Source organism: Acidovorax sp. 100 (genome assembly GCF_003688355.1).
Lineage (GTDB): Bacteria > Pseudomonadota > Gammaproteobacteria > Burkholderiales > Burkholderiaceae_C > Acidovorax > Acidovorax delafieldii.
In genome coordinates this window covers 3,544,548-3,561,371 of sequence record NZ_REFD01000001.1, presented here as the reverse complement: position 1 = coordinate 3,561,371, position 16,824 = coordinate 3,544,548, and the positions used below count along the sequence as shown (strand labels likewise).

Sequence of the window (16,824 nt, the reverse complement as noted above, 5' to 3'; positions counted from 1 at the left end):
TGGCGGGGCTCGGCGGGGTGGGCGGCATGTTCTCTCTCCTGGCGGCCGGGCGCATGGCGCCTGGCCTGTTATTTGCAGATATTGACGAGATCGCCGCGCAGCACCACCACCTGCGGCGCCTGGTTGGGACCGTACTTGGCCGATCCCGTGGTGTTGGCAGACACGGTGTTGCTGCCCACCTCCTGGACGCAGGTCTTTTGCATGCCCTGTGCATTGGCAGTGGTGACCACGTCGTTGTTGGTCAGCACGCCAGTGGTGTCGTCTGAGAAAGCCTTGGCTTCGTAGCGGGCGATGCGGGCGCGTAGCCACGATGGCATGGTGTTGCTGCCGTCCAGTCCCGTCGAGGCTGCCACTGGCCCTGTGGGCTGCATCTGGACCGAGAGCTTCTTGGTCAGGATGACCGGGTCTTCCCCGGGGGCCTGCGCCCACGCGGGGCCTGGCAGCAGGCCGCAGACCGTGAGCAAAGCTGCGCATGGCGCCAGAAAACGTGTGTTCATGGAACACCTCCTATGGTGAGAATGAGGGGCCCAACCGCGCTGCTGTTTGCAGCCTTGCCGGTGTGCCCCTGGCACGAACTCATCCGGGCACTGATGTGCTGCCGGAATCAGACCCTCGCAGGTCTATTCACCAGCCGAGCTGGTGCCGATCTCAGTAGGGCCAGCCGGCGGGCTTGGTGGGCTGGCAGGTGAAGCAGGCGTTGTTGGAGGCGATGTTTTGCACCGCCTTGCTGTTGCTGCCGCTGGAGAGGTTATTGACCGACGAGTTGATCATCGAGGTGAATTGGCTGGAGTTGCCAATGATGGTGACCTCGCCCACGTTGGATGACAGGTTCTGGCTGGCGTAGGCTTCGCTGCCGCTGGCGGTGTTGGTCAGATTGCCGCCAAAGCCCGTTACCGTCTGGGTCGAATTGCCACTGATGGTGACGTTGCCGGTGTTGGAGGCCAGGTTCTGGAAGGCTTCGCTCTTCGAGCCCGTCGAGTTGTTGTTGACGGACACCGACGTCAGGGATACCGACTGCGTGGAATTGCCGGTGATGGTGATGTCCGGAGTGGAAGGGACCGGACCGGTGGCCATGGCGGCGGAGGCGATGACGCTGAGCGTGATGAAAGCAAGGGTTTTCATGACAGATCCTTCAAGGATGACTTCTACACTGGCTGCAACCGCAGCGAACCTGCGGTGCAGAGGGGGTTGGACGGCGCTTTCAGGCCTGGTTTTTTGAGAACCGGTGGCCGTTAGGCGCTGTCGGAGTTCAGTGTGCGAGCCGATGCGATTCGTGCGAATACGCCGGGCGGGCTACCTCATACAGCGGAGCGGTTCAACCCTTGGACCCGCGCAAAGCCTTTGCCAGCGCGGCTTGGCCGCCCGCACCACATGAGATCGGCCGAAGAAAGTCAGGTAGTAACCAATTGCTACTTGGGCAACATTGCCAAATATATTTGGACCTTGAAATTTATTTGGCGCACTGTGTGCGCTGCCGTACAGAGGGGCATGAGTGCGTTGGAGAACATGCATGTGAACGCAAGAGTTGCATGCAGATGCGTCAACCGAAAGACCCAGTCCATCGGGGCCCACCACCACGTCCGCAGGAGTTCACCCATGAGCAGCAGTTGGCAGGTCGATACACCATCGCAAACGTTGACGTCTTCAGCGTTGCTTTCAAAGCAGAGTGCGCGCGACCTTGCATCGCTTCCCTCGGGCCGGTTTGAAACCTATTCCAATCCGCCATCGGTCTGGCCCGCCTTCCTCACTGGGCAGGAGGCCAACCCGGTGCGGGTCTTGCTGGTGGACGACGATCCGCACATCCGCCTGGTGATTGCACAGGAGCTCATGGCCGATGCCCGCACGTTGCTGGTGGCGCAGGCGGGAAGTGTCCGCGAGGGGCGCAAGGCCATCAAGAATCACGATTTTGATGTGCTCCTGGTGGACCTGAACCTGGGCGACGGTGACGCCTTTGACCTGTTGAATTACGTGAAGCCTGTGCGCCCATCGGCCCAGACGGTCGTGATCTCGGTCATGGAAAACGACGAGCAGGTCCTGCGGGCCTTTGAACTGGGGGCCACGGGGTATGTGGGCAAGAACTCGTGGTTCGGCAACTATTCGCAAGCCGTTTTGCAGGTGGCCAATGGTGGCGCCTCCATCACCCCCAACCTGGCGCGGCGGTTGCTGCAGCGGTTTGACCGCACCCACTCGGCCGAAAACAAGCGACGGCAGCCCGACGAGGCAGATCGGCTGTCCACACGGGAAAAGGAAATCCTGCGCATGGTGGCCAGCGGCTACACCAGCGTCGAGGTGGGGGCGCGCCTGCTCATCAGCAGCATGACGGTCAACACCCACTTGCGCAACATCTACCGCAAGTTGCAGGTGCGCACCCGTGCCCAGGCGGTGCGCTTCGCCTCGCTGCGGGGGCTCTTTTGACGGAGTGATGCAGGTGGCTGCCGCGTGTGTGGGTTGTGCTGTCACCAGGTGTGATCTCGGTTGCCCACGCCACCTAGAAAGCCAGGATTGAGCGGTGTTTCGCACACGTCCCCCGTTGTTCGCCATCGCTTGCATGTGCATGTGGCTGCTGCAATGGGCGCTCCTTGCGATGGCGTTTTATGGCTATGACGAGGAGAGGCCGTCGGATCGGCAATGGTGGGAGCTGGCCGCCCTGGTGATCTCGGTGGGCCTGGGGGCCCTGCTGCTGGTGCAACTGCCGCGGGCCCTGCAGTGGCGCCCCCGGCTGCGGCTGCGCGCCAGTGCCGAGGTGACGGCAGAGCGTCGGCGCATTGCGCAGGACTTGCATGACAACCTGGGCGCACAGCTGGTCTTTGCCATGGCGCTGCTGGAGACTGAGCCGCCCGCAGTGCGTGAACTCCGTTCGCTGCTCGACAAGTGCATGCTGGACCTGCGACTCGTGGTGGACTCCATGGATGCGGCGGACGAGCCATTTGCTGACCGCCTGGCCCGGCTCCGGCACCGCATCCAGCCCGTGCTCGATCGGCGTGGCATTCGCATGGTGTGGGATGTGCAAATTCCGCCGTTGTCCAGTTTTCCGTATGCCGACAGTGCCATGCACCTGGTTGCCATTGTTCAGGAGGCATTGAGCAACGTGTTGCAGCATTCGGGCGCCACCGAGGTCGCGGTGGGTGTGCGTTACCGTGCGGGTGCCGAGTCCTGGTGTGCCGAGGTCAGCGACAACGGGCGCGGCATGCTGCTTCACGCTGGCGAAGGCAGCCCACTGGGAGGCCATGGGGTGGCAGGCATGAACCACCGTGCGCAGATGGCGGGCGGTGACTTGCTGGTGCTGCAGCGTCCGGGTGGGGGCACCTGCATTCGGGTGGTGATGCCGGGCAGAGGGAGTGCCTAGGATCGCGTGGGCTGCTGGGCGCGCAGCCTCCAGCCCGCGGTCCATTCGCAAAACTGGCGTGAAAACTGTTGGTTTATTCGCCCACCGTACGGGCTGCTACCCGCTACCCTTGGTGCATCTGGGCGATGCGGTGACTTGCGGACAGGTCAAAGGTACCGGGCTGTCGCCACACAGGAGTTCATGGCGATGTCCCCTCTCATTTCCGGCCTCGCATCGGTGGCGTCGATGATTTTCAATGCGGCCTCCAGTGGCCCGGGCAAGGCGTCCGCGCGGCGTGGGGGTGAGGCGGCGTCGCCCGAGCCCTCGGCCGTGCTCACCCTCAGCCCCGAGGCGCAGACGCTGGCGGGGATGGCCGGGCAGGGCGCTCTGGCCACCCAGGGCCAGCCTTCTGGCGCGGGGATGACTGTGGGGCGTTCGTCCGGTCAGGCCACTGCGGCATTGCCCGGTGGCCGTGCGGCAGGGGCCGTGTCCAAGGACGATTTCCAGGCGTTGCTGACCCGGTTTGGTGCCACCGAGGATCAGAAGCAGCAACTCACGGCGGGCTTTGACGCGGACAAGGATGGTGTCATCACCCACGATGAATTCCTCAAGGGGCTGGCCCGCACCAAAGGCCAGCAGGCGGGCAGCGATCCGTTCGCGCAAGCCGTGCTGCAGGTGATGGACCGTGCGGGTAACGCCGATGGCACCGTGGCCAAGGACGAGTTTGCAGCGCTGACTTCGGCGTTTGCTCTGGCAGAGCGGCGTGCGCCCTCGACACGGACTGCCTGAACAGCCTGAACCGTGAGGGGGCACCGGTACCTGTACCTGCGCTGTTGCACGTGTGCTGGGGCTGGAGCCGTATCAGGTGACCTTGGGCAGCGGCAGCGAAACCCAAAAGCTGCTGCCCTTGCCAGGTTCGCTCTCCACACCCAGGCTGCCCCCCATGCCCTCGACGAGGCGTTTGCACAGCGCCAACCCCAGTCCCGCACCCTCAAAGCTGCGCGTGGATGACCCGTCGACCTGTTCGAACAACGTGAAGATACGGTGCTGGTCACCGGCCGCAATGCCAATACCCTCGTCCGTTACGCGCAGCCGCCACACCGTCGCATCAGGGGTGTCCTGCTCGGTCTCCAAGGTCAGCTGGATGTGACCCGAGAGGCTGAATTTCACGGCGTTGTCCAGCAGGTGGACCAGCACCTGCTGAATACGGTCTGCGTCCCCCACGTGGCTGGCGTTGGTGCCCACGCCATCGAGGGCCAGGAAGATCTGCAAGCCTTTTTGGCGCGCCTGCGGCTCCAGCAGTTGCACCGCATCTGCGGCCAGCTCTGGGACCGATAGCGGCGCAAACTGGAACGCTACCTGGCGTGTTTCCAGCGCAGCCAGATCGATCAGGTCGTTGAGCATGCGCATGAGGCCTTTGGCCGCATCCATCACATTGTTCAGCACGGGCTTCAGGCGCTCATCCTGCGAGCGGTTGCGCACCAGTTCGGTCATCCCCAGGATCAGCGTCATGGGGGTACGCAACTCGTGCCCAATGTTGGCGAGAAAGATGCTCTTGGTGCGCAGGGCAGCCTCTGCGGCTTCCTTGGCGAGAGACAGCGCCGCCGTTCGTTCCTTGACCCGGGCCTCCAGATGCTCGCGCTCGGCCTGCAATGCCTGCTCCAGCTCCCGTCGGGCGGTCACGTCGCGGCCGATGCTGTGGTAGCCGGCGGGCTGGCCCGAGGCGTCGCGGTACAGGCGGCTGGACATCTCGAACCAGCGGACGCTGCCATTGGCACAGCGCATGGGCAGCGTCAGCAGTTGCCGCCGCTCGCGCACTGCCTGTCTCAGTGCCTCGGCACCCTCGGGCGTCAGGGCCTTGAAGATGGATCTTCCGATGACGTCGCGGGCGGGCACGCCGCGCGCCCGTTCGTCGGCGGGGCTCACGTACGCCACCGTCATGTCGGGGTTGATCCGCCAGATGACCTCTTCGGCGCCCTCGGTCAGCAAGGTGTACTGCTGGTCCCGCTCGGACAGGTGCCGGTACAGGCGGAGGGCTTCACCGACGAACAGGTAAAAACACAGGCTGCTCAGCGACAGCGCGAGCGTGAAGATGATGAGCGCGTGCAGCGAATACGGCGCGCTTTGCATACCGTTGCTACCCACTACCAGCGCCAGTGTCAGGACGGTATAGCAGACGCCCGCGGCCCGCCCCAGCAGCAGATATGCCGCGCCCACTCCGATCAGGAACCACACGGCGCGCAGCTCGTGCCCCAGGGGCTGCCACAGGGCATAGGTGAACAATGCCAGCCCGATGGAGGTCTGGATGAGTGCCACCGGAACATAGACCCGCGGCCAGCAGCGCAAGGCCCACCACAGCGCCATCATGACCGCGGTGCCAGTTCCCAGGGCAAGGTTCCACGACCCTGGGGAGGGAACCAGCCCGGTAGCGCCCACCGCCAGCAACAGCAACTCAAAAGCCACATTGGCTGACAGGATGCCCTGCAGCAGACGGATCTGAACCTGCCGCATGTTGCCAACGGGGTAGGGGGATGAGGGCATTGTCTGGGCGGTATGGCGATGTTTTGTATTTATCGTTTATATCAAATAAATGATTAAAATGTCAATGTTATCAATTTGATTGTATTTTTGCTGCAAATTGATCATTTGCGTGTTTCTGGCCGAGTCCGGGTGGCCGCCATGCCGCGCCACCCTCCTACAAAGCGCCAAAGACAAAGGGCCCTCGGAAGGGCCCTATGTGTGCATTTGAAAACTTCCTCTCGCAGGCGCTGTGTGGCCTGCACCGGAAGTTCAGCTACCGGTCATATCCGGCCCATCAGCAGCAGGATCACCAGGATCAGCACCACCAGGCCAATCCCGCCGCTGGGCCCGTAGCCCCATGAGCGGCTGTGGCCCCAGGTGGGCAGGGCGCCGACCAGGATGAGGATCAGAACGATCAGAAGAATCAGCGAGAGCGACATGGCAGTTCCTTGTTGGAGTGGTTTGCGGTGAGTGCATTGTTGGGTGCACCCCGCGAGCTGCCCGCAGGTGCCGCGCCCGCCGCTGGGTCAGGGATTTCCGACACCCGCTGTGGGATGCCCGGGTTGTGCCCGGACGAGACCCCGCAGATTCATACCAAAAATGATAGCTGCAGGCGCATGTTTGACTAGCGCTTGCAGCTGTTTTCTCTCCAAACCTGTGCCGAAGCCTCTCAGTGGGCCCCCGCCGCGTCTGCCGCGCCCGCACCGCCGCTGCGCGCAGGGCGCTTGGTCAGCCAGATCAGCCCGATCAGCAGCAGGAACAACCCGGCCGAGCCCAAAAAGATGTCGTTGGCCGCGCGGGTGAACGCCTGCTGGTCGATCAGCCGGTTGATCTGCGCCAGCGCCTGCATCTGCGTGAGGCCCGAGGCCACCAGGCCGTCCAGCGTCTGCGCGAACACCCCCTGGCCTTGCACCAGCCCTTCGGTCAGGTGCGCGTGGTGCATGGCGGCGCGGCTCTCCCACAGCGTGGTGGCAATCGACGTACCCATGGCACCGGCGGTGATGCGCACAAAGTTCGACAAGCCTGCTGCCGCCGGGATGCGGTCTGGCGACACACCCGCCAGCGTCAGCGTGGTCAGCGGGATGAAGAAGAACGCCATGGCCGCGCCCTGCAGCAGGGTGGGGATCAGGATGTGGATGAAGTCCGTCTGCACCGTGAACTGCGAACGCATCCACAGCACCGTGCTGAACACGATGAACGCACCCGTGGCCATGCGGCGCGGGTCCCACTGGCCGACCTTTTTGCCCACCAGCGGCGTGAGCAGGATGGCGAACACGCCCACCGGCGCCAGCGCCATGCCGGCTGAGGTGGCCGTGTAGCCCATCCACTGCTGCAGCCACAGCGGCAGCAGCACCACGTTGCCGAAGAACAGTGCGTAGGCCACCGACAGCGCCAGCGCACCAAAGGTGAAGTTGCGGCCCTTGAAGAGCTTCAGGTCCACCACCGGGTGCTTTTCGGTCAGCTCCCACACCAGGAAGACAGCAAACGCCACCACCGCGACCACGGCCATGGTGATGATCTCGCCCGAGGCAAACCAGTCCAGCTCCTTGCCCTTGTCGAGCATGAGCTGCAGCGCGCCCACCCACAACACCAGCAGGCTGAGGCCCACGGTGTCAATCGGCAGCTTGCGGATGGGGGTCTCGCGCTTGCGGTAGATGCCCCAGGTCAGCACCCCGGCCAGCAGGCCCACGGGCACGTTGATGTAGAAGATCCACGGCCACGAGATGTTGTCCGTGATCCACCCGCCCAATAGTGGCCCCACCACCGGCGCCACCAGCGTGGTCACGCCCCACAGCGCCAGCGCCGTGCCGGCCAAGGCACGCGGGTAGCTCGCCAGCAGCAGCGTTTGCGACAGCGGAATCATCGGCCCGGCCACCAGGCCCTGCAGCACGCGGAAGAAGACCAGCATCTCCAGCGACGACGCAAAGCCGCACAGCCAGGAGGTCAGCACGAACAGCAGCACGCTCATGGTGAACAGGCGCACCGCGCCAAAGCGCTGCGTGAGCCAGCCGGTGAGCGGCACTGAGATCGCATTCGCCACACCAAAGCTGGTGATGACCCAGGTGCCCTGGCCGGGGCTCACGCCCAGGTCGCCGGCAATGGCCGGGATGGAAACGTTGGCGATGGACGAGTCCAGCACGTTCATGAACGTGGCCAGCGACAGCGACAGTGTGCCCAGCAGCATGGCGGTGCCCTGCAGCGGCGGATAGGCAGCAGGCGGCCCGGGGGGGGCTGCTGGTGGCGACACCGCAGCAGGCGCCGCCGGAGCGGGGGCCTGGCCTGCGGTGTCTGCAGTGGGGTTGGCGGCACTCATGCTCGGTCAACCCCGCTTACTGCACCACCGGGGACTGCACAGCGGGCTGCGCCGGGGCCGATGCGTGCTTTTGCGCCTGCACTGCGGGCTGGCTGCTCACCTTGGGCGACGCCACGGCCAGAGCGGCCTTGCCATTGCGGCCCAGGTTGGCGGCGATGATGTGCGCCACTTCGTCGTCGGCGGCCTTGAACTGCTCGTCGAACACAGCGGTGGCGGCCACGGGCGTAGTGCGCTGCGTGTCGGCCAGCGTCTTGCCGCTCTGGTCGGCGGTGTCCACCTTGACCTCCATCGACAGGCCCACGCGCAGCGGGTGCTCGGCCACTTCCTTGGGGTCGAGCGCAATGCGCACGGGCACGCGCTGCACCACCTTGATCCAGTTGCCCGTGGCGTTCTGTGCGGGCAGCAGTGCAAAGGCAGCGCCAGTGCCGGCGCCCAGGCCCGTCACGGTGCCGTGGTAGGTGACCTTGGTGCCGTACACGTCGGCTTCCAGCTCGGCGCTCTGGCCGATGCGCAGGGTCTTGAGCTGACTTTCCTTGAAGTTCGCGTCCACCCACAGGTCGTTCAGCGGCACCAGTGTCATCAGCGGGGCGCCGGCCTGCACACGCTGGCCCACTTGCACGCCGCGCTTGGCCACGTGGCCGTCCAGCGGGGCGACCAGCTGGGCACGCTGCACGGCCAGGTAGGCCTCGCGCACGCGGGCCGAGGCGCGCTGCACATTGGGGTGCTGCTCGATGGACGTGCCCTCGGTCTGCGTCTGGCTGGCGGCCAGTTGTTCTTGCGCGGCCAGCACGGCCGACTGGGCGGCGGCCACGGTGCTCTTGGCCGCGGCGAGTTGCGCATTGGCGTGCTGGAATTCTTCTTTGCCCACCGCGCCACTGGCCATCAGCGGTGCGCGGCGGTTCACGTCGTCCTGCATGCGGGCGGCATCGGCCTGGGCGCGGGCCAGGTCGGCGCTGCGCAGGCTGACCTGGGCCTTGAGTGTGGAGTTGTTGGCATACAGGGTGCGCACTTCGCGCACCGTCTGGGCGAGCTGGGCCTCGGCCTGCTCCAGCGCCACGCGGGCGTCAGCGGGGTCGAGCTTGACCAGCAACTGGCCGGCCTTCACATAGTCGGTGTCGTCAGCGCCGATGGACACCACCGTGCCGCCGATCTGTGGCGTGATCTGCACCACGTTGCCTGCCACGTAGGCGTTGTCGGTGGTCTCGACATGGCGGCCATTGGCCCAGTGCCAGCCACCCCAGCCGATGGCCACCAGCGCGACGGCGGCGGCGATGAGGGTGAGGCCGCGGCGGCGGGCGGTGTTGGCTTCGTTGGCGGTGAGGGGTTCGCTGTTGGCGGTCATGGCTGTGGTCTTTCAGGAATGTGTTGTTATGTGTTTTTGAATGAGTGCGGTCCGGTCCGGTGCGGTGGGCCGGTCAGTGCGCGGCGGCGGTGTGCAGCACGGCCGTGTCGTCCGTCCAGCCGCCACCCAGGGCCTTCATCAGCACCAGACGGGTGTCGAGCTGGCGGGCGCGCAGGTCCACGGCCAGGCGGCGCTGGGCCAGCACCTGGCTTTCGGTGGAGAGCACCACCAGGTAGTTGCCCAGGCCCGCGCGGTAGCGCTCCTGCGCAAAACGGTAGGCTGTTTCGGCACTGGCCACGGCCTCGTCCTGCAGGGCCTGCTGGCGGGTGAGCGACTGGATGGAGGCCACGGCGTCGCCGGCTTCCTTTACCGCATCGAGCACGGCGCCGTTGTACTGGGCGATGGCCACGTCCAGCTCGGCCGCGCGGCCGCCCAGCTGGGCGCGCAGGCGGCCGCCGTCAAAGATCGGCAGGCGCAGCGCGGGCGTCACGCCCATCTGGCGCGAGCTACCGTTGAACAAACGGTCCAGCCCCAGCGAGTTCAGGCCAATGAACGCGCCGATGTTGATGTTGGGATAGAACTCGCTGCGCGCGCTGTTCACACCTTGCGTTGCCGCTTCCACGCGCCAGCGCGCGGCCACCACATCGGGGCGGCGGCCCAGCAGGTCGGCACCCAGCACCTCGGGCACGGCAGTGGGCTGCAGGGCGGCAAGGCGGGGCGTGAGCTGGGGCAGGGCGTCGGGCGCCTGGCCGGTCAGCACGGCCAGTTGGCGGCGGCCCAGGGTGATCTGCTCTTCGAGCGCTTCGATTTGTGTGCGGGCGTCGGGCACAGCGGCCTGGGCCTGGGTCAGCTCGACCTGGCTGTCCAGGCCGGCAGAGGTGCGCTCTTGCGTGAGCTTGCGCTGTTCTTCCCGTTGCTCCAGCGCGCGCGTCGCCACGTCGCGCTGGGCCACCAGCCGGGCCAGCGCCACATAGCTGCGCCCCACCTGGGCGGCCAGGGTGTTGGCGGCGGCGGCGGCATCGGCCTGGGCGGCGCGGGCCTGGCCCAGCGCGGCCTGCAGCTCGGCAGCGTGCTGGCCAAAGAAGTCGGGCGACCAGCTCAGCGTGGCCTGCACGGTGCCGCTGTTGTACGTGTTGCCAGCAACGGGAGCAGGCACCAGCCCGTTGGCGGTGTAGCGCTGGCGGGTAGCGTCCATGCCCAGGGTGGCCTGCGGGCCGTTGGCGGCCTCGCGCACCTGGCTCAGGGCCACGGCCTGTTCCAGGCGGGCGCGGCTCACGGCCAGGCTGGGGCTGCCTTGCAGGGCGGTGTCGATCAGGGTGTTGAGCTGTTCATCGCCCAGCGCCTTCCACCATTGGCTGGTGGCCACCACGTCGGTGGTGGCTGCGTTCAGGCCGGCGGCGGCCGGGGTGGTTTGCGCGAGCGGTGTGTGGGCCGGGCCGGGGTTGGCGCAGCCCACCAGCAGCAGCGCGGCGGCCAGGGCAACGGCCGATACCGCCAGATGGGCGGCGAGGGCAGTGCGGGTGGACAGGGAGGTGGGGGCAGTGGCAGTCACGGAAATCTCCAGGGGGCAGGGCAACAGGGCGGGGTCAACCGGCTGCGGGTTCGGTGGGTGAGGGGGGCTGCTGGCGCAGCGCTTCGCCGTTGGCGAGCATGCGGCGCAGCATGGACAGCAGCAGCTGCCACTCGTCATGGCTGAAGTCGCTGAGGTGGCCGTTGAGCACGTCGGCCAGCACGGGCGGCACCAGGGCTGCAATGCGCTGGCCTTCCGGTGTGAGCCTGAGCTGCACGACGCGGCGGTCCACGGTGGAGCGCTCCCGCACCACCAGGCCCTTGGCTTCCATGCGGTCGAGCGACCGGGTCATGGAGGCGGGGTCGGTCTCCAGGTCACGCGCCAGGCTGGCCACGGTGGCGGTCTCGCACAGCGACAACTTGAACAGTGGCAGCCACTGGGCGTAGGTGAGTTCGTGCAACGCCAGCTGGGCATCGGCCTGCGTGCGGATGGACGACATCACCTTGCGCATCAGGTAGCCGACGCTGTTTTCGGGCACCAGCTTGCTGGGGTCGTAGTGCTCGGCGTTATAGAACGCGGGGGCTTGGCTGGGTTCGGGAGGGGCTGACATGGGTGGGAAATTTAATTGACTAGACAATTATTGTCTTTGCATTGATTAAATTCCTGACACTGGAGAGGGGCCTTTGAGCGGGGTGGGATCCCACGAACGGGAGGTAACGGACGGGGGTTCGCGGTGCTGGAAATGGCGCGAGTGAAGGGAATGCGCCCCTGCAAGCAGCCTTGCAGAATGTCAATTTGCTACGTATTTGATAGCTGATAAGGCATGTTCGACTAGCGCATCAGCCCAAAAACCCTTGATTTTTGGTGCGCAGACTGCCGCCGATATAGTGGGGCGCCTTGTGACCGACCCTTCTGTGACTTGCCCACCGGGACACCGCCATGACCGCTGCTGCTGATTCATCTGCCTCCCTGCCCACTGCCTTGGACATTGCACCGCCCCTGCGTTTTGCCGTGATGGGCGCGGGTGCCGTGGGCTGCTACTTTGGTGCCTTGCTCGCCCTGGCGGGCCATGCCGTCACGCTCATCGGGCGGCCCGCCCACGTGCTGGCCGTGCGTGACAACGGTCTGCGGCTGCAGACGGCGGCGATGGATGTGCAGGTGCCCCTGGCGGCCAGCACCGAGGCCAGCGCGGTGCACGGCGCGGACGTGGTGCTGTTCTGCGTGAAGTCGTCCGACTCGGAAGACGCCGCGCAGCAGATTCGTCCCCACCTGGCGCCTGGCGCGCTGGTGCTGACCTTGCAGAACGGTGTGGACAACGACGAGCGCGTGCGCGCCGTGCTGGACGCCAGCACCCCTGTGGCAGCCGCGGTGGTCTATGTGGCTACTGCCATGGGCGGCCCCGGGCATGTGGTGCACCATGGCCGGGGCGAGCTGGTGATTGCACCTTCGCCGCGCAGCAACGAGGTGGCCCGCCAGCTCACGGCGGCGGGTATTCCCACCCAGGTTTCAGACAACGTGCGCGGGGCGCTCTGGGCCAAGCTGGTGCTCAACAGCGCCTACAACGCGCTGTCGGCACTGTCGCAGCAGCCCTACGGCCCGCTGGTGCAGGTGCCGGGCGTGACGCAGGTGATTGCCGACATCGTGGCCGAATGCCTGGCGGTGGCGGCGGCCGATGGGGTGACGATTCCGGGCGATGTGCAGGCGGCGGTGCGCGGCATTGCCAGCACCATGCCCGGGCAGTATTCGTCCACCGCGCAGGATCTGGCGCGTGGCAAACCCACCGAGATCGACCATCTGAATGGCTACGTGGTCAAGCGCGGCGCCGCCTTGGGCGTGCCGACGCCGCTGAACCACGCGCTGCAGGTGCTGGTCAAGTTGGCCGAGATGAAGCGCACTGCGGGCTGAACCGGGGATCCGTCAGGCCAGCGCCGCCTCTTCCAGCAACCGCTCGCGCACTTCCTGCGCGGCCTGCACCATGTGGCGCAGGGCGGCTTCGGTCTCGGGCCAACCCCGGGTCTTGAGGCCGCAGTCGGGGTTCACCCACAGGTGCTCCACGGGCACCACCTCGGCGGCTTTTTCCAGCAGCGCAGCCATCTCCTGCACGCCGGGCACGCGGGGCGAGTGGATGTCGTACACGCCAGGGCCGATCTCGTTGGGGTACTTGAAGTCCCCAAAGCCCTGCAGCAGCTCCATGTCCGAGCGGCTCGTCTCAATCGTGATCACATCCGCGTCCATGGCCGCGATGGCGGGCAGGATGTCGTTGAACTCGCTGTAGCACATGTGGGTGTGGATCTGCGTGTCGTTGCGCACGCCGCTGGCACTGATGCGGAAGGCGCGCGTGGCGCGGTCCAAATAGCTCTTCCACCCCGCGCGGCGCAGCGGTAGCCCTTCGCGGATGGCGGGCTCGTCGATCTGGATGATGGCGATGCCTGCGGCTTCCAGATCACACACCTCGTCGCGGATGGCCCAGGCGATCTGGTCGGCCGTGGTGGCGCGGGGCTGATCGTCGCGCACAAAGCTCCATTGCAGGATGGTGATGGGGCCGGTGAGCATGCCTTTCATGGGTTTGGCGGTGAGGCTCTGCGCGTACTGCGTCCAGACCACCGTCATGGGCGTGGGGCGGGCCACGTCGCCGTAGATGATGGGCGGCTTCACGCAGCGCGAGCCATAGCTTTGCACCCAGCCGTTGGCGGTGAAGGCAAAGCCGTCGAGCTGCTCGCCAAAGTATTCGACCATGTCGTTGCGCTCGGCCTCGCCGTGCACCAGCACGTCAATGCCCAGCGCTTCCTGCTTGCGCACGGCCAATTCGATTTCGGCCTGCATCTTCTGTTGGTAGTGCGCGGCGTCCAGTGCACCGCGCTTGAAGGCGGCGCGTGCGGCGCGGATCTCCGCCGTCTGCGGGAACGAGCCAATCGTGGTGGTGGGCAACAGCGGCAGCTTCAGCCGTGCGCGCTGGGCCTTTTGCCGGGCAGGGAAGGCGCTGGCGCGTTGGTCGGCGCCTGGCGCGGCCGCGGCAATGCGGGCCGCCACGGTGGTGCGGTGCACACGCGGGCTGGCGCGGCGGGCGGCCAGGGCGGTGCGGGCGGCGTGCAGTTCGTCGTCCACCGCCGCCTCGTCTTGTGACAAGGCGGTGGAGAGTACGCGCAGCTCGTCCAGTTTTTCTACCGCAAACGCCAGCCACGACTTCACCTCGGCGTCCAGCTGTGTTTCGGCCTCTAAGCTGAACGGCACATGAAGCAGAGAGCACGACGGCGCCAGCCACAGCTCGCCCTGGTGCTTGTCGGCCACCGGGCGCAGCTTGGCCAGGGCCGCGTCCAGATCGGTGCGCCAGATGTTGCGGCCGTCCACGATGCCTACCGACAGCACTTTGTGCGAGGGCAACCAGTCGGCCACGCCCACCAGTTCGTCGGGCGCGCGCACGGCATCCACATGCAAGCCGGCCACGGGCAGCTGGCAGGCCAGGCGCAGGTTCTCTGCCAGCGGCGAGAAGTAGGTGGCCAGCAGCAGCTTGGGCGCGCTGCGCGCCAGTTGCCAGTAGCTGGGCTCAAAGGCATGGCGCCAGGCGTCGGGCAGGTCCAGGCCCAGGATGGGCTCGTCGATCTGCACCCATTCCACGCCCTGGGCCTTCAGGCGTGCCAGCACGGCCTCGTACACCGGCAGCAGTTGCTCCAGCAGGCTGAACCGGTCAAAGCCCGCCGCCTTGGATTTGCCCAGCCACAAAAAGCTCAGCGGCCCCAGCAGCACGGCCTTGACCCGGTGGCCCAGCGCCTGGGCCTCGGCCACTTCGGCAAACAGGCGCTCGCTGGCCAGGTGGAACTGGGTGTGGGCGCTGAACTCGGGTACGAGGTAGTGGTAGTTGGTGTCGAACCACTTGGTCATCTCCAGTGCGGGCTGGCCTGCGGTGTGGTGCGTAGCCTGGCAACCGGCGCTGCAACCCTGGTGGTCGGCGGCCTTGGCCGATACGCCCCGCGCCATCGCAAAGTAGCGCGCCAGCTCGGGCGTGTGGGCGTCAAAGCCAAAGCGCGCAGGCTCGCAGCCTAGCAACTGGATGTGGTTGGCCACATGGTCGTACAGCGCAAAGTCGCCCACCGTCACACAACCCAGGCCCGCATCGGCCTGCGCCTGCCAGTGTTGCTGGCGCAGCTGGGCAGCGGTGGCCTGCAGCTCGGCCTCGGTGCTGTCGCCGCGCCAGAAGGATTCGAGCGCGAATTTCAGCGCACGCTGCGCCCCCATGCGCGGAAAGCCCAGGGTGTGCGTGAGCACGGGGCGGCGGGTGGCGGCGGTTACGGAAACTGCGGCGAGCGACATGGTGATTTCCTTCTTCTGAATGGAGCAATGCAATGAAGGCACCGATGGTCGCGCGGGCTCGTTTATTATTCAAACGAAAGTTTTAGTCGATCAACTTGAAAATTAATAATGAACCAGTCGATCCTGGAAGTGCGCCACCTGCGCACGCTGGTGGCCCTGCGTGACAGCGGTAGCCTGGTGCGGGCCGCGCAGTTGCTCAACCTCACGCAGTCGGCGTTGTCGCACCAGATCAAGCTGCTGGAAGACCGCTACGGCCAGCCGCTGTTTGAGCGCAAATCGGTGCCGCCGCAGTTCACCGCCGTGGGCGAACGCCTGCTGGCCCTGGCCGATGCCGTGCTGCCGCAGGTGGAAGGGGCCGAGCGCGACATTGCCCGCCTGGTGCTGGGGCAGGGCGGGCAGATGCGCATTGCGGTGGAATGCCACACCTGCTTTGACTGGCTGATGCCCGCCATGGATGCGTTTCGCACCCGCTGGCCCGAGGTGGAGCTGGACATCGTGAGCGGCTTTCATGCCGACCCCGTGGGCCTGCTGCACCAGGGCCGGGCCGATGTGGCCATCGTGTCCGAGGTGGATGCCGATGAGGCGGGCGTGGACTACCACGCGCTGTTTGGGTTTGAGATCCGTGCGCTGCTGGCCAACACGCACCCGCTGGTGGCCAAGCCGCACCTGGTGGCGCAGGACTTTGCCGACCAGACCATCATCACCTACCCCGTGCCCGATGAGATGCTGGACCTGATCCGCCAAGTGCTGGAGCCCGCTGGCGTGCGCCCCCCGCGCCGCACCACCGAGCTGACGGTGGCCATGCTGCAGCTGGTGGCCAGCGGGCGCGGCGTGGCGGCGCTGCCGCTGTGGGCGGTGCAGAGCTACCTGGACCGGGGGTATGTGACGGCGCGGCCCATTGCGGCAGGACCTGGCGAAAAAGGCCTGCGCGGCGAGTTGCACGCCGCGTGCCTGCCCAGCCTGTCGGCCAAGCCGTACCTGCAGGACTTTGTGCAGGTCACGCGCGAGACGAGTTTTGTGACGCTCAAGGGCGTGGAGCTGTTGTGACCGGATCAGGCGCGTACTTGTCGCCCACCTCCTCGCGCAGCGGGTGGGTGTCGTAGACGATGTTCATGTCCCGGATACGCGTGCTGCCCGCGTCGAACGTGAACACATCCACGCAGGTGAAGGTCACCTCGCGGCCATCGTTCAAGGTCCAGTCGTAGCGGAAGTAGGCCGCCACGCGCACCGATCCATCCTGGCTGGGCTGCGCGGAGGCAAACAGATCCAGCACGGTGATCACGCTGCCGCTGGAGGCCTGGGCGAGCTTTTTAAAAAAGTCGCTCGCACGCATGGTGCCCAGAAAGGGCGAGTGCACCACGCCATCGTCTTCAAAGCAGGCGATCAGCCCGTCGGTGTGGCTGGCGTGCAGGTGGGCGAGGTAGGTGCGGACGGTGTCGATGGGGGTAGGGCTCATACGCGGCGTTGCAACGGTCGTGGAGTGGAGTGCGTAGCTTCGCCAAGTC

Annotated in this window: 15 protein-coding genes; 5 read left to right on the top strand and 10 right to left on the bottom strand. The window is 66.2% G+C overall.

From position 1 onward, the window contains the following. Window positions 1-68: 68 nt before the first annotated feature. Both C8C96_RS16455 and C8C96_RS16450 read right to left on the bottom strand, forming a co-directional pair. Complete coding sequence (locus tag C8C96_RS16455) at window positions 69-497, bottom strand: hypothetical protein (protein ID WP_056062486.1); 429 nt, start codon at window positions 495-497, stop codon at window positions 69-71. 151 nt (window positions 498-648) lie between these two features. Further along, a complete protein-coding gene (locus tag C8C96_RS16450; protein WP_056062488.1) occupies window positions 649-1,122 on the bottom strand; it encodes a hypothetical protein in 474 nt (157 codons plus the stop codon). Window positions 1,123-1,596: 474 nt separating this feature from the next. Between C8C96_RS16450 and C8C96_RS16440 the strand changes: the two genes are divergently transcribed. From C8C96_RS16440 to C8C96_RS16430, 3 genes are all read left to right on the top strand, one after another. After that, entirely contained in the window at window positions 1,597-2,415 is an 819-nt protein-coding gene (locus C8C96_RS16440; protein WP_121942993.1) for a response regulator transcription factor, read from the top strand. A gap of 94 nt (window positions 2,416-2,509) precedes the next feature. Then, window positions 2,510-3,346 carry a sensor histidine kinase gene (locus C8C96_RS16435; protein WP_158605767.1) on the top strand — a complete coding sequence of 279 codons (837 nt, stop codon included), beginning with the start codon at window positions 2,510-2,512 and terminating at the stop codon, window positions 3,344-3,346. Between the two features lie 186 nt (window positions 3,347-3,532). Further along, window positions 3,533-4,114, top strand: a complete 582-nt coding sequence (locus tag C8C96_RS16430) for an EF-hand domain-containing protein (RefSeq protein ID WP_121942991.1) — start codon at window positions 3,533-3,535, stop codon at window positions 4,112-4,114. Window positions 4,115-4,186: 72 nt separating this feature from the next. Here the strand turns inward: C8C96_RS16430 and C8C96_RS16425 are convergent, their stop codons facing one another. The 6 genes from C8C96_RS16425 to C8C96_RS16400 all read right to left on the bottom strand — a co-directional run bounded on the left by C8C96_RS16425 (window position 4,187) and on the right by C8C96_RS16400 (window position 11,621). Then, window positions 4,187-5,866 (bottom strand): cell wall metabolism sensor histidine kinase WalK, encoded by a 1,680-nt coding sequence (locus C8C96_RS16425; RefSeq protein WP_121942990.1) that lies wholly within the window; start codon window positions 5,864-5,866, stop codon window positions 4,187-4,189. Window positions 5,867-6,126: 260 nt separating this feature from the next. After that, entirely contained in the window at window positions 6,127-6,285 is a 159-nt protein-coding gene (locus tag C8C96_RS16420) for a DUF3309 family protein (RefSeq protein ID WP_007856361.1), read from the bottom strand. 230 nt (window positions 6,286-6,515) lie between these two features. Beyond that, window positions 6,516-8,030, bottom strand: a complete 1,515-nt coding sequence (locus tag C8C96_RS16415; RefSeq protein WP_199737550.1) for a DHA2 family efflux MFS transporter permease subunit — start codon at window positions 8,028-8,030, stop codon at window positions 6,516-6,518. A gap of 145 nt (window positions 8,031-8,175) precedes the next feature. Continuing rightward, window positions 8,176-9,501, bottom strand: a complete 1,326-nt coding sequence (locus C8C96_RS16410) for an HlyD family efflux transporter periplasmic adaptor subunit (RefSeq protein ID WP_121942989.1) — start codon at window positions 9,499-9,501, stop codon at window positions 8,176-8,178. A gap of 73 nt (window positions 9,502-9,574) precedes the next feature. After that, window positions 9,575-11,053, bottom strand: a complete 1,479-nt coding sequence (locus C8C96_RS16405; RefSeq protein ID WP_121944055.1) for an efflux transporter outer membrane subunit — start codon at window positions 11,051-11,053, stop codon at window positions 9,575-9,577. 34 nt (window positions 11,054-11,087) lie between these two features. Next, window positions 11,088-11,621 (bottom strand): MarR family winged helix-turn-helix transcriptional regulator, encoded by a 534-nt coding sequence (locus C8C96_RS16400; protein WP_056745937.1) that lies wholly within the window; start codon window positions 11,619-11,621, stop codon window positions 11,088-11,090. 329 nt (window positions 11,622-11,950) lie between these two features. Here C8C96_RS16400 and C8C96_RS16395 point away from each other — a divergent pair, with 329 nt between their 5' ends. Then, window positions 11,951-12,916 (top strand): ketopantoate reductase family protein, encoded by a 966-nt coding sequence (locus C8C96_RS16395; RefSeq protein WP_121942988.1) that lies wholly within the window; start codon window positions 11,951-11,953, stop codon window positions 12,914-12,916. 12 nt (window positions 12,917-12,928) lie between these two features. Here the strand turns inward: C8C96_RS16395 and metE are convergent, their stop codons facing one another. Then, window positions 12,929-15,319 (bottom strand): 5-methyltetrahydropteroyltriglutamate--homocysteine S-methyltransferase, encoded by a 2,391-nt coding sequence (gene metE / locus C8C96_RS16390; RefSeq protein WP_121942987.1) that lies wholly within the window; start codon window positions 15,317-15,319, stop codon window positions 12,929-12,931. Window positions 15,320-15,427: 108 nt separating this feature from the next. Here metE and C8C96_RS16385 point away from each other — a divergent pair, with 108 nt between their 5' ends. Further along, entirely contained in the window at window positions 15,428-16,366 is a 939-nt protein-coding gene (locus C8C96_RS16385; protein WP_121942986.1) for a LysR family transcriptional regulator, read from the top strand. Here the strand turns inward: C8C96_RS16385 and C8C96_RS16380 are convergent. Further along, entirely contained in the window at window positions 16,344-16,775 is a 432-nt protein-coding gene (locus tag C8C96_RS16380) for a nuclear transport factor 2 family protein (protein ID WP_121942985.1), read from the bottom strand. The genes C8C96_RS16385 and C8C96_RS16380 overlap by 23 nt on opposite strands. Between the last annotated feature and the right edge of the window lie 49 nt (window positions 16,776-16,824).